This window comes from bacterium, from assembly GCA_016716565.1.
In the GTDB taxonomy this organism is placed as follows: domain Bacteria; phylum Bacteroidota; class Ignavibacteria; order Ignavibacteriales; family Ignavibacteriaceae; genus IGN2.
In genome coordinates this window covers 704,512-724,575 of record JADJWC010000002.1, presented here as the reverse complement: position 1 = coordinate 724,575, position 20,064 = coordinate 704,512, and the positions used below count along the sequence as shown (strand labels likewise).

Annotated in this window: 16 protein-coding genes; 8 read left to right on the top strand and 8 right to left on the bottom strand. The window is 37.6% G+C overall.

What is annotated here, in order from left to right; translation table 11 throughout:
- The first annotated feature begins 59 nt into the window (after nt 1-59).
- The 5 genes from IPM14_10095 to IPM14_10075 all read left to right on the top strand — a co-directional run bounded on the left by IPM14_10095 (nt 60) and on the right by IPM14_10075 (nt 6,439).
- Entirely contained in the window at nt 60-2,036 is a 1,977-nt protein-coding gene (locus IPM14_10095) for a peptidylprolyl isomerase (protein ID MBK9098443.1), read from the top strand.
- The gene (locus IPM14_10090) at nt 1,996-2,823 is read left to right on the top strand and encodes a hypothetical protein (protein MBK9098442.1); all 828 of its coding nucleotides are present in this window, start codon (nt 1,996-1,998) and stop codon (nt 2,821-2,823) included. The genes IPM14_10095 and IPM14_10090 overlap by 41 nt, the downstream gene beginning before the upstream one ends.
- Complete coding sequence (locus tag IPM14_10085; protein MBK9098441.1) at nt 2,820-4,103, top strand: peptidylprolyl isomerase; 1,284 nt, start codon at nt 2,820-2,822, stop codon at nt 4,101-4,103. Before IPM14_10090 ends, IPM14_10085 begins: the two co-directional genes overlap by 4 nt.
- Before the next feature lie 91 nt (nt 4,104-4,194).
- A complete protein-coding gene (locus tag IPM14_10080; protein MBK9098440.1) occupies nt 4,195-5,193 on the top strand; it encodes a MoxR family ATPase in 999 nt (332 codons plus the stop codon).
- 715 nt (nt 5,194-5,908) lie between these two features.
- Nucleotides 5,909-6,439, top strand: a complete 531-nt coding sequence (locus IPM14_10075; GenBank protein MBK9098439.1) for a T9SS type A sorting domain-containing protein — start codon at nt 5,909-5,911, stop codon at nt 6,437-6,439.
- Between the two features lie 53 nt (nt 6,440-6,492).
- Here the strand turns inward: IPM14_10075 and IPM14_10070 are convergent, their stop codons facing one another.
- The 4 genes from IPM14_10070 to ppk1 all read right to left on the bottom strand — a co-directional run bounded on the left by IPM14_10070 (nt 6,493) and on the right by ppk1 (nt 11,211).
- Nucleotides 6,493-7,545: an AI-2E family transporter gene (locus IPM14_10070; protein ID MBK9098438.1), complete on the bottom strand. Its 1,053-nt coding sequence runs from the start codon at nt 7,543-7,545 to the stop codon at nt 6,493-6,495.
- Between the two features lie 7 nt (nt 7,546-7,552).
- Nucleotides 7,553-7,777, bottom strand: a complete 225-nt coding sequence (locus tag IPM14_10065) for a NifU family protein (GenBank protein ID MBK9098437.1) — start codon at nt 7,775-7,777, stop codon at nt 7,553-7,555.
- 106 nt (nt 7,778-7,883) lie between these two features.
- The gene (gene apbC / locus IPM14_10060) at nt 7,884-8,993 is read right to left on the bottom strand and encodes an iron-sulfur cluster carrier protein ApbC (GenBank protein ID MBK9098436.1); all 1,110 of its coding nucleotides are present in this window, start codon (nt 8,991-8,993) and stop codon (nt 7,884-7,886) included.
- 79 nt (nt 8,994-9,072) lie between these two features.
- On the bottom strand, nt 9,073-11,211 hold the full coding sequence (ppk1, locus tag IPM14_10055; protein MBK9098435.1) for a polyphosphate kinase 1: 2,139 nt from the start codon (nt 11,209-11,211) through the stop codon (nt 9,073-9,075).
- Between the two features lie 365 nt (nt 11,212-11,576).
- Here ppk1 and IPM14_10050 point away from each other — a divergent pair, with 365 nt between their 5' ends.
- Nucleotides 11,577-12,815, top strand: a complete 1,239-nt coding sequence (locus tag IPM14_10050) for an MgtC/SapB family protein (protein MBK9098434.1) — start codon at nt 11,577-11,579, stop codon at nt 12,813-12,815.
- A 257-nt stretch (nt 12,816-13,072) separates the two neighbouring features.
- Here IPM14_10050 and IPM14_10045 read toward each other — a convergent pair whose 3' ends face one another.
- The gene (locus IPM14_10045; protein MBK9098433.1) at nt 13,073-13,480 is read right to left on the bottom strand and encodes a hypothetical protein; all 408 of its coding nucleotides are present in this window, start codon (nt 13,478-13,480) and stop codon (nt 13,073-13,075) included.
- Nucleotides 13,481-13,672: 192 nt separating this feature from the next.
- Between IPM14_10045 and IPM14_10040 the strand changes: the two genes are divergently transcribed.
- Nucleotides 13,673-15,016 (top strand): hypothetical protein, encoded by a 1,344-nt coding sequence (locus tag IPM14_10040; protein ID MBK9098432.1) that lies wholly within the window; start codon nt 13,673-13,675, stop codon nt 15,014-15,016.
- A 19-nt stretch (nt 15,017-15,035) separates the two neighbouring features.
- Nucleotides 15,036-15,686, top strand: coding sequence for a TrkA family potassium uptake protein (locus IPM14_10035; protein ID MBK9098431.1), 651 nt, complete (start codon nt 15,036-15,038; stop codon nt 15,684-15,686).
- Nucleotides 15,687-15,690: 4 nt separating this feature from the next.
- Here the strand turns inward: IPM14_10035 and IPM14_10030 are convergent, their stop codons facing one another.
- The 3 genes from IPM14_10030 to trkA form a co-directional block, all read right to left on the bottom strand.
- On the bottom strand, nt 15,691-17,079 hold the full coding sequence (locus tag IPM14_10030) for a TrkH family potassium uptake protein (GenBank protein MBK9098430.1): 1,389 nt from the start codon (nt 17,077-17,079) through the stop codon (nt 15,691-15,693).
- Between the two features lie 103 nt (nt 17,080-17,182).
- On the bottom strand, nt 17,183-18,571 hold the full coding sequence (locus IPM14_10025) for a TrkH family potassium uptake protein (GenBank protein MBK9098429.1): 1,389 nt from the start codon (nt 18,569-18,571) through the stop codon (nt 17,183-17,185).
- 59 nt (nt 18,572-18,630) lie between these two features.
- A complete protein-coding gene (trkA, locus tag IPM14_10020; protein ID MBK9098428.1) occupies nt 18,631-19,971 on the bottom strand; it encodes a Trk system potassium transporter TrkA in 1,341 nt (446 codons plus the stop codon).
- Between the last annotated feature and the right edge of the window lie 93 nt (nt 19,972-20,064).

Here is a 20,064-nt window from a genome sequence, read left to right as displayed (position 1 = left end):
GCCCACTATACCTAAAATTCTCCTCTCATTTTTCAGAAATTATTAGGAGAAAGTACAAAATGTGGCGAAATCGTTTTACAATAACATTTCTTTTTTTTCAGTTAATTATCATAGCCAACGTTCCTGCTCAGGTAGTAGCAGAATTTGGAAAATATGAAATCACTTTAGACGAGTTTGAACACGCTTATGCAAAAAATGTAGGCGGCTGGGAAAACGCTGTTAACAAGGACATGCAGGAATATAAAAACTTTTTAGACCTGTATGTTAAATTCAGAATGAAGCTTAGAGATGCACAGGTAAGAGCCTACGATAAAGACGAAAATCTGATGGGCGAACTTAAAGATTACCAGAAACAGGTTGGAGTTTCATATATTATTGAAAAGAAAGTGAATGAGCCTGGAATAAAGCAGTTATATGATAGAAGAAAAGAAGAATTCAGAGTTAGTCATATAATGATCAGACCAGACTCAACAGGCGATGAAGCTGCCAGAATAAAAGCTCAGGCAATTTTGGACAGCATAAAGAACGGACATAGTTTCGAAAATATGGCAATCAAACATTCTGATGATAAATTCTCAGGAGTTAACGGCGGAGATATTTATTACATAACTGCTGGATTACTTCCATACGAATTCGAAGATCCGATGTACACTTTACAGGCTGGTGAAATTTATCCTGAAGTTGTAAAAACAAGATTCGGATACCACCTGATAAAAGTTACCGAGAGAAATCATCGTACCCCTAAAATTCAGGCAAGTCACATATTAATTGGTTACCACAACAGTGAAGGCAACATTGACACTGCGTATGCAAAGATGCGTGCTGATTCTGTTTTAGCTCAGCTAAGAGACGGAGCTTCATTTGAAGAATTGGCTCTCAAATATTCAGATGATCCCGGTTCAAAGGAAAAAGGCGGCGATCTCGGATACTTTGAAAGAAGAATGATGGTAAAAGAGTTTGATGAGACTGCTTTCAAAATGGAAGTCGGTCAGATTTCTGATCTTGTTCAAACAAACTTTGGTTATCACATAATCAAGTTGACTGATAAAATGGATACCCAACCATATGAAGCTGAGTATGAAAACCTGAAGAACATGTTTAACAAGCAAAGATATCAGCACGAAAGGGAAGTATTGATTGAATCACTGAAGAAAAAATATAACTTCACCATCGATGAAAATAGTCTTGACCGATTTGTTGAAAACAGTGATTCGTTGAGATTTGGAATGGTTCACCCAAAATATGATGAAATAGCAAATGATGTTTTATTTTCATATTCAGGGAAAAAAGTAACAGTTGGTAATTTCCTTGAGGCAGCAAACAGCAATTCAAAAATCACTGCCAAGCCTATGGATGATATAGCTGAGGTTGAAAATGCAATAAATACACTCGCAGAGGATATGCTGCTTGAGGAAGAAGCAATGAATCTTGATAAGGAAGATCCACAGTTCGCTCAACTGATGGAAGACTACAAGGATGGTATCTTCATCTTCAAAATTCAGGAGGAGGAAGTCTGGAATAAAGTAAAAATTGACAGTGCTGATGTTTATAACTACTGGGACTCAAATAAAGATAAATACATTATGCCGGAGCGAATCAGCTTTACAGAAATCTTTTGCATGCAGGACTCAACAATTCAGAAATATTACACCATGCTTAAAGAAGGTGCATCATTCGATACTTTAGCTGCTCTTTATACAGAACGCAGCACGAAGAAGAAAGACAAGGGACAATATGATCTGCAGTCTGTCGATTACTCTGATTTCTATAAAGAAGCAAATAAAATTGCCAGTGTTGGTGAATATTCAGCACCGGTTGCTTTTGGCGGCGGGTATGCAATGTTCAAATTGAATGACAGACAGCCTTCAAGAATTAAAACATTTGAAGAAGCTAAAGCTGAAGTTTCAGGTGAATACCAGGAAATGCTTAGTAAAAAACTTGAGAACGATTACCTGACAAGTCTTGAGAAAAGATACGAGCCGAAAGTTTATTATAATGAACTCGAGAATGCTTTTAAGCAGGCAGAAAATAATTAAAGGATTATTACTCGTATCGCTGTTTCTTTTTTCATGTAGTAAACCTGAAAAACCGGATTCCTATATAGCGAGAGTCAATGATACATATCTTCTGGAATCTGAACTTTACGAGATGGCTGACTCCCAGTTTGTTTCGGAAAAATTCCGGTCGGCATTCATTAAAAATTGGGTAAGACAGGAAATTCTTTTCCAGGAAGCAGTTAAGCAGGGAATTACAGATTCTAAGGAATTTAAAAGAGCAATTGAAAATTCAAGAAGACAACTGGCAGCTTCATTACTTCTTGAAAATTTTTCGGCATCTTCACAGCTTAATGTTTCGCAGGCGGAGCTGGAAAATTATTATAAGGAGAATCAATCAAGTTTTCGTCTTCCTTTTAATTCCTATTTTCTGAACCGGATAACTTTTTCAGACAGGGAGTCAGCTGTAATGTTCCGTACTGAAGTAATTGTAAATGGCTGGCAGACTGCGGTTGAAAATTTTAAAGATTTACCACAACTTGTCAGTGTAACCAGCGAGTCATTAATACCGGAACAGGATATTTATCCCGGCAGGTTGATACGTGTTCTCGAAGGACTTTACCCACTGGAAATTAGCATTGTCATTCCTGATGACAACGGTTATTATACTGTTGTGCAGCTTTTAGAAAAATATTCGGCGCAGTCTGTTCCCCCGTACATAGCAGTGAAGAATGAAGTTGAAAGAAGATACAAATCTGCACTAACTGAATTAGCCCTGGAAAATTATATTGATGACCTGTACTCATTAAGCGAGATAGAAATTAAATGATAAAAGAATTCATAAATAAGATAATTATCCTTATCCTATTCTCCGGAGTTTTGTTTGCTCAATCAGGGGTTATAGATAAGATTGTTGCCGTTATTGATAATGAAATTATACTCCAGAGCGAGCTTGATTTCCAGGTAGCGATTTATGCATCCCAAAGAAGCCTCGATCCAAAATCTCCGGATTTGAAGAGGCAAATCCTTTTTACAATGATAGATGAAAAGCTTGTCTATGCGCAGGCAGAACTTGATTCAATAACAGTGACCGATGCTGAAGTAGCTCAAAGAATTGAATACCAGATAAACGTACTCAAACAGCAGTATGGTTCTGAAGCGAATATTGAAAAAATGTACGGGATGAGTCTTGAGAAAATAAAAAGAGAGCTTCGTGAAGATGTAAGGAAAAGTTTGATGGTTCAGCGTCTGCGTGAAAAGAATTTTGCACCTGTTGAAGCGTCCCGTCGTGAAGTTGAAGAATTCTATTACAACTTCAAGGATAGTCTGGGAATGATTCCGGAAAAGCTTCACATCTTTCATATCTTCAGGAATCCAAAAACAACTGACAGGTTGAAAGCACAATACCGCGATTTCGCTCAAGCAGTGCTTGATTCAATTAAGCAAGGTGCAAGTTTTGAAGAAATGGCAAAGAAATATTCCGAAGATCCGGGCAGCAAAACTTATGGCGGTGATCTAGGTTTTGTAAAGAAAGGTGTTTTCTATCCACAATTCGAAGCTGCTGCATTTGCTCTCGAAGTTGGTGAGTTATCGGACGTTGTTGAAACTCCGGTTGGTTACCATATCATCGAGCTGCTTGAACGAAGAGGTGAATCAATTAGAACCCGTCACATCCTCTTTAAGTTTAAAACAGATGAGGGAGCCGACCTTGAGACAATCGAATTCCTGACAGAGATAAGAGATAGTATTGTAAATGGAGTTAATACTTTCCAATTCTATGCAAAAAAATACAGTGAAGATAAAGAGACTGCACCGTTCTCGGGTGATTTGGGAACATTCTATATAAATCAGTTAGATAAAAATCTTCTTGATGTTGTATCAAAGATGAAACAAGAGGAAATCAGCTTTCCCAAAAGAATAGACTATGGACAGGGCATTTATGGTTATCATATAGTTTATCTTCAAACCAGGGTACCGCAGCATCCTGCAAGCCTTGAAGAAGATTACACTGAATTAAAACGGCTGGCTGACGAGTATAAAAAACAAAAGCAGTATGATACGTGGGTTGCTTCACTACGTGACAAAATTTATTGGGAAGTAAGACTGTAATTAGTAAGCAGTGAAAAGAAACATTATAATAATTTTTCCATCTAAAACTTAGCATCCGAAAGCTAGAAGCAAACTTTAAAAGGAAATAAATTTGAAAGAAACTCCCACCGGTCGAAATGACGTTGAGCTTGTTGAAAAGCTTGCCGAAAAAATCAAGAAAGTAAAATCAGAAATCGCAAAAGCAATTGTTGGTCAGGATGAAATAGTTGACCAGCTTTTGATTTCACTTTTTTCAAAAGGACATTGTTTATTAGTTGGAGTTCCCGGGCTCGCAAAAACACTTCTCATAAAAACTGTTGCTGAAGTTCTTGATTTAAAATTCAGCAGAATACAGTTTACTCCCGATTTAATGCCGAGTGATATTACCGGTACAGAAATTATAGAAGAAGATGCCATAAGCAAAAAAAGAAATTTCAAGTTTATTTCAGGACCAATCTTTGCAAACATTATTCTTGCAGATGAAATAAACAGAACACCTCCCAAAACTCAGGCAGCACTTCTTGAAGCAATGCAGGAAAATAAAGTGACTGCAGCCGGAACAACTTATCAGCTTCCTCAGCCATTCTTTGTTCTCGCAACGCAAAACCCGATCGAGCAGGAAGGAACATATCCTTTGCCTGAAGCACAGCTTGACAGGTTTATGTTCAACCTATGGCTTGATTATCCATCTTTCAAAGAGGAAATCAGAATTGTCGAAACAACAACGAGTGAATATAAAGCAAAGCTTGAAAAAGTTTTGAACGCCAATGAGATACTTGAGTTCCAGGATCTTGTAAGAAAAGTTCCTGTTGCTGATAATGTTATCGAGTATGCAGTTAAAGTTGCAAATATGACCAGACCAACGAATGGAAACTCACCACAATTCATTAAAGATTGGATAACGTGGGGCGCAGGACCGAGAGCTTCGCAGTATATGATTCTTGCATCAAAAACCCGTGCAGTTATCCAGGGAAGATTCACTCCGAACATTGATGACGTAAAAGTTGCAATGCTTCCCGTCCTTCGCCACAGGATTATTACCAACTTCAGCGCTGAAGCTGATGGAATAAAGTCTACAGATGTGATTGAGAGATTGTCCAGCGAAGTTTGATTTAATTTAATCCTGCGTTTTTAATAAAATTCTCTTTTTACTTGCCACTCACCAACAGTTGCTTTTTTATCTTGTAAAATCTTTGCATATTATTAATAGCAGTTCTGCCCCTTAGGAGAAACGTGTAGAATATAGTTTCTCTTTTCTTCCTTCCGGAATTTTGTGCTTCCCCCAAGGAGTAGTGTTAATAAATAAACACTTATTAAAATTTCTTTATTGGGAGGATGTCATGCGCAAAATGTCTTTTCTCAGCAATCTTATTACGGGTTTATTGGTTTTAAATTCATCTTTTGTCTTTGGGCAGGAAGATTCCCTAATTCTATTCCAGAATGATTTTGAATCATTTACTGCCGGTCAACAATTGGCTTGTCAGGACTCGATTAATTGGGATACTTGGAGCGGTCTTCCATGCGATCCGGTTGAAGATCCTTACGTGACTAACTCAATTGCTTATAGCGGAACGAACTCGGTTTGGATTCAGCAGAATAACGACCTTGTTAAACCTATTCCAGACTTTGATAGTGGCTACTATAGCATTAGTTTTTATTTATACATTCCCACAGCTTACACCGCTAGCTGGGGGCAGTTAGCAGCTTTTTATAGTCCTGATTCAACTGAGTGGGGATTTTATGTAAAATTTAATCCATTAGGTAACGGAGTTTTACTAGCTGGTGGATGGGGAACTGCACAATTTTCATTTTCTTATGATACGTGGATGCATAACGAACTAATTGTAGATTTAAATAGTGATTTGGCTGAATACTATTTTGAGGGTAATCTTATTCACGCGTGGCAATGGACTCTCGGTAACGGAGGCGATACTTGTAAACTTCAACTATCTGTAACAGATCTTTTGGGAAGCAACTGGCCCAATCCCGATTCATCTCAATGGTATTTAGATGATTATGTATTGGTACGAATAGATACTATAGTTGGTGTAAAGGATTTTTCTGTACCAACTGAATTTGCACTCGAACAAAACTATCCCAATCCATTCAACCCAACAACAACAATTAAATTCCAAATACCAGAAATGAGTTTTGTAACACTCAAAGTGTATGATGTATTGGGCAATGAAATTACAACATTGATAAATGAAGAAAAGCCAATTGGCAATTATGAAATTGAATTTGATGGAAGTGCATTAACAAGCGGGGTTTATTTCTATAAATTGCAAGCAGTCAATCCTTCGAAAGGCTCAGGACAAGTTTTTGTTGATACTAAGAAGATTGTATTGCTCAAGTAACTTCTTTTAAAGATGACATCTCTCAATGAGATGTCATCTTCTATAGTTCAATCTCATACTCTCGCAATTTTATAATTCTTCTTTGCGAAGTAAATTTCTTTAGTAAAGGTTTTAACAACTGTTGCAGCGGGTACAGCAAGCAGCATTCCCATCAGACCAAACAAAGTCCCTCCGCTGATTATGAGAAGAATTATTACGATCGGGTGCATATCAACACTCTTACCGAAAACATACGGCTGAACAAAACCATTATCGAAAGTGTAAGTAATTAAAACCACAAGCAGAATAAGTGGAACCTGTGAAAGATCTCCGTACTGAACTATCGAAACTATTATCGCAGGGATACCGCCGATCACTGGTCCAAAGTATGGGATGAGATGTCCAAGACCTGCGATTACTCCAAGTGGTAAAGCATTGGGGACGCCAATGAAATAAAAACCAAAGCCAATCATCACTCCGACAAATGTAGCATCAAAAATCCAGGCACGCACGAATAATCCAAGACGCAATGATACTTTCTTCAGAATGTAATATGACATCTCAAAATATTTATTCGGAATAGTTTGAAGCAGACCCTGCATTATTCTTCTGTAATCTTTCAAAATAAAAAACGTGATAAATGGAACAATCACCAGCACTGCTATTATTGAAACTACACTTGACAGTACAGTAGAGATACTGTCAAAAATATTTGTAATCTGCGAGGTGATGAATAGTTCAACTCTTTGTGTCAGGTCGCCGGATTTGAGAAAGGGTATATAGTGTAATAGGGTTCCTTCAAGTATTTTCATTTCCTCAGCAAAGGAAAAACCTTCAAGCGAACTTATCAACTGTTCCATCTGATAAACAAACTTCGGGATTATTATTGACAGACTAAAGTAAATGATGAATCCGAAAACAGCGAACATAATCAAAGTTGCAGTAAGCCGGTTAAATCCTTTTCCCTCGAGCATAGAAACGAACGGCGCAAATATAAACGCCAGCAGAACTGACAAAGACAATATGATAATTATTTCTGTGAGCAGGTAGAAAAGGTAAAGAAGAATAATTATTCCTGCAGTCCATAAAAGGAATTTAGTAAAGTGCTTGTAAGTTGAATCTGTCATAAAGCAATTAATTTACTGCTTCAATTCTCCTGATGCCTGGCACATTATTCATCAAAGCTCTTTCGATGCCGGCGCGTAACGTAAGCACCGACATAGGGCAGTTTTCGCATTCACCAGTAAGCCTGACTTTGACAATATTCTCATCGGTTATTTCAACAAGTTCAACATCGCCATTATCTGCCTGCAGGAAAGGTCTTATTGACTCAAGTGCTTTTAAAATTTCCTCTTTCATCGGTATTACTAATTTACTTCTGTAAATCTAATGAAAATTTTGAAATGAAATATGCGAATTGTCATTGCGAGTCCCGTTTTTAACGGGACGAAGTGATGACAGTCCGTTAATCATCATCACCAAGAAGTATTTCAACTTTTCCCGGCGCTTTTGAATTTCTGATATTCACCTGTTCGGCAAGATTTCTTGAAATATCAAGGATTATTTCGGCATCCTTAGAATCAGGAATGTCGAAGACAATTGGTATACCTTTATCGCCGCCTTCTCTTATTTGTGGATTTATTGGAATACCGCCGAGGAAAGGAACTTTCAATTCTCTCGATACTCTTTCACCGCCGCCGGAACCAAATATATCATATCGATTTTTTGTATCCGGTGCGATGAAGTAACTCATATTTTCAATCAAGCCGAGTACGGGAACATTTACTCGTTGAAACATTTTCAAAGCTTTTCTTGCATCGATGAGAGAAACTTCCTGTGGTGTTGTGACTATAACAGCACCTGTCAGAGGAATTGTCTGAACTAAAGTTAATTGAATATCACCGGTTCCGGGAGGCATATCGAAAACAAGATAATCTAGTTCTCCCCACGCAACATCGGTCATAAATTGTTTGATGGCTCCACTTGCCATCGGTCCGCGCCAGATTAACGGGGCATTATCATCAATTAAAAGTCCAATTGAAATCATTTTTAATCCGAATGCTTCGAGAGGAATTAGCCTGACTTTTCCATCATCCTGGATTACATTTGGTTTTTCATTTACTCCAAGCATCAGCGGAATGCTTGGTCCGTAGATATCCGCATCGATCAATCCGACTTTTGCACCGTCTTTAGCAAGAGCAACCGCAAGATTGACAGCAACAGTTGATTTACCAACACCGCCTTTACCGCTGGCAACAGCTATTGTGTTTTTAACTCCGGGAAGAATTGCTTCTTTCTTCGGATCTTTATGAGTAGTTACAGTTGATACTCTCTGCTGAACATTCAGATGAATATCGTGAAGCTCAGGAAATTCCTGCTTAATAATATCTGCAATTTTATTATAGTCGAAGTTTGTCTCTTTGTTCAGAGCCGGGATTGAAATATCGACGGTCAGAGAACTGCCGCTGCGTTCAATTTTTTTTATTGAGTTAAGAGTTAGTGAGTTTTTGTTGAAATTTTTATCATCAATTTTCTTGATAGCAGAAAGAATACCGCTTTTTGTTATTTCAGTCATGGTTTTATCTGATTTTAATTTATGATTATTAAAAATAATTGCTCAAAAGATAAGCAATTGAATGGAGAGAGGAAGTTCCTTAATGAGTCTCTTTTATGATTTTACAGTTAGTCCGGAATTTTTTTTCAACCTGTTTCATCAGCCACTCCTGACTGTTTATGAGTTTTGCGCCGTTACTCGGTGTTACCATTTTATAGGTCATATCATCTAAAAGGGTGCGTGCTTTTTGGTTATCCTTCAGAGATGCTTTGATAAGAGTCTTCATCACATCATTTCTGATTTTTTCATTCTCGATGGGAAATAAAGTTTCAACTCTTCCATCAAGATTTCTCTGCATCATATCGGCGCTGCCCATATACATTTCTTCGTTCCCATCATTGTAGAAATAAAATACTCTGCTGTGCTCGAGAAATCTTCCTACAATGCTTCTGACTTTAATATTCTCGCTCAGCCCTTCCACACCGGGAACGAGGCAACAAATACCACGGATTATTAATTCGATTCTAACTCCTTCGTTGGAAGCTTCATACAAAGCACTAATAGTTTGAGGATCAACCAGGGAGTTCATCTTCCAGATAATTTTGCCTTCTTTGCCGGCTTTAACGTTTTCAATTTCACGGAAAACTTTTTGGAGCATTTTTTCACGCATATTAACTGGTGATACAAAAAGCTTTTTATATTCCGTTTGTTTCGAGTAGCCTGTTAAGTAATTGAACACATCAGAGACATCGGAACAAATATCTTCATCGCAGGTAAATAGTCCGAAGTCAGTATAAATTTTGGCAGTTACTGCATTGTAATTTCCAGTGGCAAGGTGAACGTATCTTTTTACTCCGTCAAATTCTTTTCTCACTACTAAAGTCATTTTTGCATGAGTTTTTAATCCCACCAAACCATAAACAACATGTGCACCGGCTTTTTCCAGTTCACGTGCCCAGAAGATATTGTTCTCCTCATCAAATCTTGCTTTAAGCTCAACAAGTACCGCAACCTGTTTTCCTCTTTCAACAGCTTCTATCAGTGCTTTAACAATAGGTGAATCAGTACCAACTCTGTATAATGTTTGCTTGATTGCGAGAACTTCAGGATCTCTTGCTGCATTCCTTACAAATTCAATAACTGGTGTAAATGAGTGGTATGGATGATGGAGAAGAATATCTTTTTGCTTAATAACCGAAAATATATCTTCTTCGGTTTCAAATGTTTTTGGTACAATCGGGTAAAATGGTTTCTCTTTAAGTTGATGGAGAGGAAGTTTGTAGAGACTCATTACATCACTTAACCCGATAGGTCCGTCAGCGATGTGAATATCTTCCCGTTTAATCCTTAAGTTTTCCATTAAAGTTTCCAGCATATATTCAGGCATTGTGCTTTCGACTTCGAGTCTCACCACTTGTCCGAATCTTCTTTGCCTGATGTTCTCTTCAATAACACGAAGCAGATCATCAGCTTCATCTTCCTGCAATTCTATATCAGTATCGCGTGTGACACGGAATTTGTGAGCTTCAACCACTTCAACACCCGGGAAAAGTAAATCGAGGTTTGCTCTGATAAGATCTCCAAACCAGATAAACTTAGCTTCGAAGCCGCCATTATTATCCGGTCGACGTGACGGATTAAGAATATCATCAACTGGCAGAAGTCTTGTATAAGTGCTTGGTACTTTCACTCTTGCAAAATGAGTGTCACCTTTAGGATTACGAATCAGTACCGCAAGGTTTAAGCTGAGATTCGAAATGTATGGAAAAGGTCTTCCCGGATCGAACGCAAGAGGTGTCAGTATCGGGTAAATTTCTTTTTTAAAATATTCACGAAGTATATTTCTTTCCTCCGGTGAATACTCAGCGATCTTCTGAACGTAAATTTTATGTTCGCGTAATGCCGGGACAATTTCATTATTCCAGTATTCATCCAGCTGCTTAAGCATTGGTCTTAAAACTTTTTCAATTTTCTGAACCTGTTCAAGAGGAGTCAAACCATCGATTGTGGGCTCAAGGATATTAGCAGCAATCTGCTCTTTCAATCCTGATACGCGAATCATATAGAATTCATCAAGGTTTGAAAAGAAGATAGAAATGAATTTTACCTTTTCCAGAAGAGGAAGTTCAGGATTCAAGGCTTCTTCCATAACTCTGCGGTTAAATTCTACCCAGCTTAAGTCTCTGTTAAAAAAATTTTTTGGATCTTTATATTTTTTGAGGATTTCTTTGCCTGTCATCTTAATTATTCTTTCAAATTGCGCACAAATATAATACAAATACAATCTATATGCCGGAGATAATCTGAGTATCCAGCAGGATTAAATTGTCAATAAAATGATTTTTTGAAGTCCCGACCTAAATGTGTTGCCGATTTTTACTGAATGGTTAAAAAATTTTAATGTGAAGTTAATCTGTATTTAATTCACACAGGCTAGTTTATTTGGGTATTTCCGAATGCACCCGATATTCTGACTTATCCTTATAATGTTGGTGAAACGGTTTTTTAATAATATGAGTTATTGAAAAAGCTACTATCTCCTTTAGATCTCCATTATACATTCACAATTTTGTTGTAATTTTTGACAGTAAAATCTAATCAGCTATGAATTTAATCGAATGGAATGATCAACTAAGATTTCTTGTCGCTATTGCATTAGGTTTTCTGGTTGGTCTGGAGAGAGAAAGTAGAAGCGCTACAATATCAACCAAACTAACTGCGGGAGTAAGAACGTATACTCTTATCAGTTTATTCGGCTTTGGGTGTGCCTGGTTATTCAGATTAAGTATAGAATTTATCATACCGGTTGGTATCCTTGTGATCGGAGCGATGTCCCTTGCGGGATATCTTGCCAAGCAAAAAACAGGCGCGATCGGCTGGACAAGCGAAATGGCCGCAATACTAACCTTTGTGGTTGGCGTTTTATCACTCGTCGCAGATATATGGATTCCAATGGCGATTGGTATCTTCACAACACTTTTACTTTCAGAAAAAGCTAAGCTTGAACAATACATTGAGAAGCTTGATAAAGCAGAATTTCTTGCTGTAATTAAATTTCTCATTGTTACTATAATTATTCTTCCTGCTCTACCTGACAAAGATTATACTAAATATAATCTTAATCCCTACCGGATCTGGCAGCTTGTTATCCTGATATCATCAATTGGATTTGTCGGCTACTTTTTAATGAAGAAGTTTGGCGATAAAGTAGGGATCTGGCTATCCGGAATACTAGGTGGAATAGTGTCCAGCACCGCTGTAAGTATTGCCATGGGTAATTTTGCGAAAAATAATAACGTTACTTCCGAAAGAGCCTTGCAAGCAACTATCCTGGCAAGCAGTGTGATGTATTTAAGAATATTGGTCATAATATTTTTAATAAATCCTGCAATTGGTGTTCTGATCTGGTGGAAGTTAATTATTCTCTTTGCGGCAGGAATTCTGTTTGCGGTTTTAATTAAGGATAAAACTCAAAGTTCCTCTGCAGCTTCAATATCTACAATTCAAAATCCGTTTGAAGTAAAACCAGCATTAATATTTGCTTCGCTTTTTGTTCTTCTTTCAATAATCACTATTTGGGTTAAACAGTATCTCGGAGAAACCGGAGTGCTGGGTTTATCGGCGATAGTTGGCGTAACTGATATTGATCCTTTTATTCTTTCTTTAATTACAAAGCAAACGATGATCGATAGAATTGTGATTGCATCAATTTTAATATCGATGATGAGCAATACGATCGTGAAAGGAATTTATTTCGGTGCCCTGGCCAGGCAAATGAGAAAAATTGCACTTTTATATTTTTCTTTATGGACCGTACTTCACGCAGTCGTAATTTTTATTTAGTCTATAAATTCACCGATACTATCTGACTGTTGCCCGATAGTATCGGTTGTTAACTTTAATGCTATTGCTAAGCGAACAATAAATATAATATCACAAGCGGCAGCACAAGTACTAATATCCCGAATAACACATCCTTCAGGAATGAATTCTTCTTTTCATTTTGAGTAGTTGACATATTTTTTCCTTTATCCAAAAAAGCTATTAAAGCTTTTCAAATTTTAGTTTGAAAATGATTGTTTGTTACTTATGAAGAACGATCAGATAAAGGTGTACGGTGGGCTGCGGGGATTTGTGGTTTCGATAAAAACAAATAATAGAATTGGCCTGTCTTCCGATGTTGAGATCTCAGCAAATTTTTTTTGATGCAAATCCGTTTTTAACAGAACAGCAAGATTCAGATTGAAAAGCGGCTGAACCTTCAGGTTTTCAGTTATCCGTTTAGTTTCATTCTGAAAATAAAAGAGTTTCTCTGGTGACGTTAAATCGTAATTTATTAATGTGTGTACCGGTATATCAGATGTTGAAGAAAGTGTATACGCATTTTGATAAATCAACGAGCAGGTCAACAGGTTTATAAACCAAAGGCAGAGGATAATAACCTGAATCAATCTTGAAGCAGACTTCCTGAAGACTTTAAGAAATTTTCTCTGGATGTTAATTGGCATAATTACGGGATCAAAATTAGCAATTAAATTCTGTATTACAATTTCGGATTGAAATACTCACGTTTTCAATCAATTCTATCATTTATGGATACATTATTGGTGATTAGCAATCGTCAAAATTATTGCTAAGTTAATACAGGTTATGATTTTACTTTTTGTGAAACCAGTCGAGTTGAGATTTCTCAACACCTTATGAAAAAGTTCGGATTTTTCCGTAACCTTCTCACACCCATCCGCAGCTTAACGTTTGGCTTCTCATTGCTTAGCGTTATTGGCGCTGTCATCCTGATGATGCCTTTTTCTTCTATAAATGGTCAATACACTTCATTCCTCGATTCACTTTTCACTTCGATGTCTGCAGTTACAACAACAGGGTTAATCGTTGTGGATACAGGAACTTATTTCAACAGGTTCGGACAGACAGTAATAATGATTTTATTCCAGATAGGCGGATTGGGATATATGATATTTATATCGCTTGCAGTGCTTGGTTTTGCGGGAAAGATTTCAATGTCAAACAGGATACTACTGAGAGAATCGATAAGCAGGCCAACAAGTGTTGACCTGTTAAAGTTTACGAAGATTATGATTCTATCAACACTTCTGATCGAAGTACTTGGTGTAATCTTCTTAACAATTTATTGGATGGAGTACTTTTCATTTAGTGAAGCATTATACTCAGCGGTTTTTCATTCCATATCAGCATTTACAACTGCAGGATTTTCAACTTACACGGACAGCTTTATCAAATATGGAACTTCCTTTTCTTTCAATTTTGTTGTCGTGTTGATAATGGTACTTGGCTCGCTTGGATTTTTTGTTTTATATGACCTTGCAGTTCTCTTTTCACCTAAGCGCAAACAACCACATCGGCTGTCAATGCATACAAAACTTATTGTAAGCTTAACATTAATTCTCACACTGATCGGCGGCGGAATAATCTTTATTTCTGAGAATTGGAGCGGTTCAAATAGTAATCTGGATAAAATATTGTTATCAGTCTTTCAAGCATCTTCAGCTTCAACAACTGCAGGATTCAATTCTGTGGATATCGGATTGATGACAAGAGCAAGTTTATTCATACTGATAATACTAATGTATATAGGCGCAGGGCCAGGAAGTACAGCAGGAGGAATTAAACAAACAACTTTCGGGGTGATTCTTATTTCACTTTATAACCAGCTAACTGGTAGAGAAAAAGTTTTGGCACTTAAAAGAAAAATTTCTGATGATACTGTAAAGAGAGCTTTGTCAATTGCAGCATTAGCACTACTCTGGTTTATTGCAGCAGTTTTGGCTCTAACGATGAGTGAGGATAAAGATTTTTTAAAAATAGTTTTTGAAGTCGGCTCTGCTCTTGGTACGGTTGGATTGTCTGCCGGCATAACAGCTGACCTGACACCATTTGGCAAAATTGTTATAATAATAACTATGCTGATCGGAAGAGTCGGTCCATTGGGAATCGGACTTACAATTCTCAGAAAGAAAAAAGTATCATCATACCAATATCCGGAAGATGAAATTTTAGTCGGTTAAAAAATAAAGGATAAATTTTATGGGACAATATGTAGTGATTGGTTTGGGGAATTTCGGATTCAGTACAGCAGTATCACTTATGAAAAGGGGAAACGAAGTTCTTGTAATAGATTCCAACGCAAAGAGGATCGAACAAATAAAAGAACTCGTTACCGAAGCGATAATAGCTGATGCAAAAGAAAAATCTATTCTGCAGGAATTTATTCAGCCGGATGTCGACGCGGTTATTGTGAATCTTGGTGACACAATCGAATCAAGTTCTTTAGTTACATTGTATCTGAAAGAGATGGGTGTGCAGCATATAATTGTAAAAGTTGTGGAAGAAATCCACGGTGCAATTCTGAAAAAGTTAGGTGCAAACGAAATCATTAACCCGGAAAAAGATTCAGCAACAAGATTAGCCGAGAGATTGACTGCACCGAATTTAATCGAGCACATACCTCTCGCTCCCGAATACAGCATTGTTGAAATTGTAGTGCCGGATAAATTTTCAGGCAAGTCGCTGAAAGAACTGCAATTGAGGAATAAATTCAACCTGGAAGTTGTTGCAATTAAAGATGTGCTTTCAGAAAAGTTTAAGTTGATACCTTCTGCTGATTATAAGCTTGAACCTGATAACATAATTATTGTTATTGGTAAAAAGGATGATCTGACTAAATTGAAATTCTAATAATCTACTTCTTCCAGAAAGCAGGAGATAGAATTACCAGCACGGTAAATAACTCAAGCCTCCCAACCATCATAAGAAAGCTGAGTATCCATTTAACGGAATCCGGGAGATGAGCAAAATTGTTGACCGGACCGACAGTCCCTATTCCGGGGCCGATGTTGCCGATACAGGTCGCGGTCGCACCAATTGCCGTTACAAAATCTACTCCGAGTAGAGAAATAATTATCGAACCAAATACAAAAAGCAGAATATAGAAAATGAAAAATGCCTGAACGTTCGATACAATTTCGGCAGTAACAGTTTTGTTATTGAACTTTACTGGAATGATAGCACGGGGATGGATCAGTCGTTTTAGTTCAGTCCAGCCGTTCTTAAATAAAATAACCTGTCTTACAAATTTGATTCCACCGCCTGTAGAACCAGCACATCCTCCAACAAAAAGCAGAACGAAAAAAATCATCCTGGAAAACGGAGCCCAGTTTTCATAGTCCGACGAAACAAATCCTGTAGTTGTTGTAAGCGATACGACGTGGAACAGCGATTGACGTATTCCTTCTTCCCAGTGAAAATCTACATGAGGAATGTGGATGATCATCACAAACAAGCTAACAAACACAATAAAGCTGAAATAATATCTGAACTCAGTGTTGGTTTTCAGAAAACTGAAATTTCTGTGGATAGCAAAGTAATGCAGAGTGAAATTCATTCCTGCCAGGAACATAAAAACAATGAATACATATTGTACATAGGGTGAAGTAAAATAGGCAGTGCTTGTATTCTTTGTGGAGAATCCTCCTGTACCCATTGTAGCAAATGAGTGAGTGAGAGAATCGAAAAAATTCAAACCACCCGCCATTAACAACAAAGTTTCGGCAGCAGTGAGAATTACATAAATACCCCAGAGTCTTTTTGCAGTTTCTTTTACTCTCGGATGAATTTTATCTTTTATTACACCGGGAACCTCCGCAGTAAAAAGCTGCATTCCACCGATACCAAGCAAAGGGAGAATTGCAAGGGAAAGCACAATTATTCCCATTCCGCCAAGCCAGTGAGTTAAGCTTCTCCAGAAGAGTAATCCATGCGGAACTTTTTCCATGTCAGATAATATTGATGCCCCGGTAGTTGTGAAACCGGACATGGTTTCGAAGAAGGCATCAGTATAATTTGGGATAGCACCGTGGACAACAAACGGTATTGCACCGAAGAGCGACATTATTATCCAGCCGAGTGATACAATTAAATAACCTTCACGTTTTCCTAGTTCTGCAATTTCACTTTTCCGCGTAGATATCCAGATGATAAAACCTAGCAGTGCTGTGCTGAGTCCCGAAACGAGTAAAGAAAATATATCATCAGATTGGTGGTAAACTGAAAATCCGATACCAGTCAGCATGAAAAATCCGGTCAGCATTATAAGAAAACTGGTTATGTTAAGGACTATTCTGTAATTCACATTACAAATCTAAATCATCAAAAATGGAGAGACAATTATTATTTTACTTCTTCCAGAGTGAAGGTGAGAAGAGAATGAGAATGGTGAAAATTTCCAGTCTTCCTAATAGCATTACGAAACTTAGTACCCATTTACCAACATCAGTAACCGAACTATAATTTGATACCGGACCTGTTACATTTAGACCGGGACCAATGTTAGCAAGGCAGGCCGCAACAGAACCCATTGCCGATGTGGAATCTAAACCGGTGATAGCAAGAATGACCGAAGCGATGCCAAAAATAAAAAGATAAAGAAGAACAAATGCACCAACTTTTGCGATAATTTCGGTTTGAATGACTTTACCGTTTTGTCTGACGGGAATAACAGCCTGCGGGTGTATCAATCTTTTCAATTCCAGCAAACTATTTTTTAACAGCAGTTGATATCTTACCATTTTCACTCCACCGCTTGTTGATCCGGCGCAAGCACCCAGTAAAAGTAGAATTAGAAATACCTCTGTGAAAAACGGAGCCCACTTCTGGTAATCAACTGTTGCAAAACCTGTAGAACTGATAACCGAAATAACACTGAATGCAGTATCTCTAAAAGATGATTCAACTGATTGGTTATTGTAAATTATCAGGAAGAGCGAAGATGATATCACAACAAAAAGTACCAGAGTCAAATAAAATTTAAATTCGCTATCCTTGAAGTAGTTGAACAACTTACCTTTCAGAGCGAGATAATGAAGTGAAAAATTAGTCCCGCCGATCATCATAAAAAAGATAATCACATATTCAATAAAAGGTGAATTATAAAATGCTATACTTTGATTCTTTGTTGAAAATCCTCCCGTTGCCAAAGTTCCGAAAGAATGACAGAGTGAATCAAACAAGTTCATTCCTCCAAATAAAAGAAGCAAAGTTTCAGTTCCGGTAAACAGAACATAAATTGCCCAGAGTCGCTTAGCCGTTTCTTTGACACGAGGATGAAGTTTGTCCTTGCTTGGACCTGCAACTTCAGCCTGGAACAACTGCATCCCGCCAATTCCTAACAACGGAAGTATAGCTATTGAAAGAACAATTATTCCCATACCGCCGATCCAGTGAGTCATACTTCTCCAGAAAAGCAATCCGTGCGGTAGTACTTCCACATTGCTCAATACTGATGCCCCGGTTGTTGTAAAACCAGATACTGTTTCGAAGAATGCATCTGTAAATGAAGAAAAGTACCCGGAGAAATAAAATGGGAGTGCGCCAAACACTGACATCAAAAACCAGCCAAGCGTAACTATCAGATAACCTTCACGTTTACTAAATTCTTTTTCGAGATTTTTTGATGTGAGAATCCACATAATAAATCCAAGCAGAGCAGTGCTAAGTCCGGAAAACAATAAGACGACAATGTCATCATCATTGTAATACAGTGAGAAAGGAATTCCAGCAAGCATGAACAACCCGGTTAATATTAATAAAAAACCGAGTATGTTCAGGACAAGTTTGAAGTTCATTACTTAAAGAACTTTTCCGTTTGTTTTACACCACCGGGAAGAGAGAATACAACTACTTTATCGCCTTTTTGAATCTTAGTATCTCCCACCGCAATAATAGATTCTTCCCCGCGGATAATACCTCCGATGATTGCTTCCTTCGGGAAGTTGAGATCTTTGATTGGTTTTTTTGTAATCGGTGAGTTTGCCTGGACAAAATATTCCATAATATCCGCATCAACGCCTTCAAGAGTGCTCAGAGCAAGTACTTCACTTTTTCTGATGAATCTGGAAATGTTATTTGCAGCAATTAATTTCTTATTGATGAGAGAATCAAGTCCGATGGTTTGAGTCAGCGGGATGTAATCAACTTTATCAACGAGACCGATTGTTTTCTTTACTCCAAGGTGCTTTGCCATAAGACATGTGATAATATTTGTCTCAGCATCTTCGGTTACGGCGACAAAAGCATCAACATCAATTATTCCTTCTTGGGCAAGCAGATCAATATCCCGTCCGTCTCCTTTAATCACTAATGTGCTCTTCAACGTGTCGGCAAGCTTAAGACTTTTCTCTTCATCCGATTCAATCAGTTTGACGGTCATTTTATCTTCAAGCAATTGAGCAACCCTGTGACCAATTTTACTACCGCCGAGTATCATAATGTTATCAAACTTAATATCTTCTTTCCCTGCAAGCTTCATCACAACGCTGTTGCCTTCAGGTTTTGTAATTACGAATACCTGGTCGTTTGGTAAAAACCTGTCGTTGCCTTTTGGAATTATAGTTCTGAAATTTCTTTGGAGTGCTACAATTCTGAAATCGTATGTTTCAAATTCTTTAGCAATATCGAGAATGGTTTTTCTGATGACGGGAGCTTCCTTATCCAGCCGCAATCCAATTACCGAAAGTTTTCCTCCCTCAAAATCCATAACATCTGTTGCCGCAGTTCTCATTATCAGGTTGACCATTTCTCTTGCTGCAAGCTCTTCAGGATAAATCATAAAATCTACACCAATATCCTGAAATCTGAATTCGAGCTCATCATCAAGATATTCGGAATTACCTATTCTGGCTATGGTTCTTTTTGCGCCTAGTTTTTTAGCAAGTATCGAACTCGTTACATTTGCTTCTTCAAATGAGGTTACAGCCACAAAAAGATCAGCTTTTTCAACCTGTGCCTGTTTGAGTACTGAAATGTTTGTTGAGGAGCCGTTGATGGTAAGCACATCAGCAAGAGAATCTAAATAACTCAGCCTCTGCTGATCCTTATCAATTGCAATGATGTCGTGCTCTTCATTGGAAAGCTGTTTTGCCAGATGATATCCAACGTCCCCCATCCCTGCGATTATAATTCTCACTCTTCTTTACCTTACTTATTTCTACAAACAGAGTAAATTTCAGTTTTTATCAGGCAAAAAACAATTCGATTTTATTACTTTAAATGATGAAAG

Coding starts and splice junctions, on each gene's coding strand:
- IPM14_10075 (MBK9098439.1), top strand. CDS start 5,909: ATGCATAACGAACTAATTGTAGATTTAAATAGTGATTTGGCTGAATAC.
- IPM14_10070 (MBK9098438.1), bottom strand. CDS start 7,545: ATGACAGATTCAACTTACAAGCACTTTACTAAATTCCTTTTATGGACT.
- IPM14_10045 (MBK9098433.1), bottom strand. CDS start 13,480: ATGCCAATTAACATCCAGAGAAAATTTCTTAAAGTCTTCAGGAAGTCT.
- apbC (MBK9098436.1), bottom strand. CDS start 8,993: ATGACTGAAATAACAAAAAGCGGTATTCTTTCTGCTATCAAGAAAATT.
- IPM14_10025 (MBK9098429.1), bottom strand. CDS start 18,571: ATGCTTGCTGGAATTCCTTTCTCACTGTATTACAATGATGATGACATT.
- IPM14_10050 (MBK9098434.1), top strand. CDS start 11,577: ATGAATTTAATCGAATGGAATGATCAACTAAGATTTCTTGTCGCTATT.
- IPM14_10030 (MBK9098430.1), bottom strand. CDS start 17,079: ATGCTGACTGGTATCGGATTTTCAGTTTACCACCAATCTGATGATATA.
- IPM14_10040 (MBK9098432.1), top strand. CDS start 13,673: ATGAAAAAGTTCGGATTTTTCCGTAACCTTCTCACACCCATCCGCAGC.
- IPM14_10065 (MBK9098437.1), bottom strand. CDS start 7,777: ATGAAAGAGGAAATTTTAAAAGCACTTGAGTCAATAAGACCTTTCCTG.
- ppk1 (MBK9098435.1), bottom strand. CDS start 11,211: ATGACAGGCAAAGAAATCCTCAAAAAATATAAAGATCCAAAAAATTTT.
- IPM14_10095 (MBK9098443.1), top strand. CDS start 60: ATGTGGCGAAATCGTTTTACAATAACATTTCTTTTTTTTCAGTTAATT.
- IPM14_10085 (MBK9098441.1), top strand. CDS start 2,820: ATGATAAAAGAATTCATAAATAAGATAATTATCCTTATCCTATTCTCC.
- IPM14_10090 (MBK9098442.1), top strand. CDS start 1,996: ATGAACTCGAGAATGCTTTTAAGCAGGCAGAAAATAATTAAAGGATTA.
- IPM14_10035 (MBK9098431.1), top strand. CDS start 15,036: ATGGGACAATATGTAGTGATTGGTTTGGGGAATTTCGGATTCAGTACA.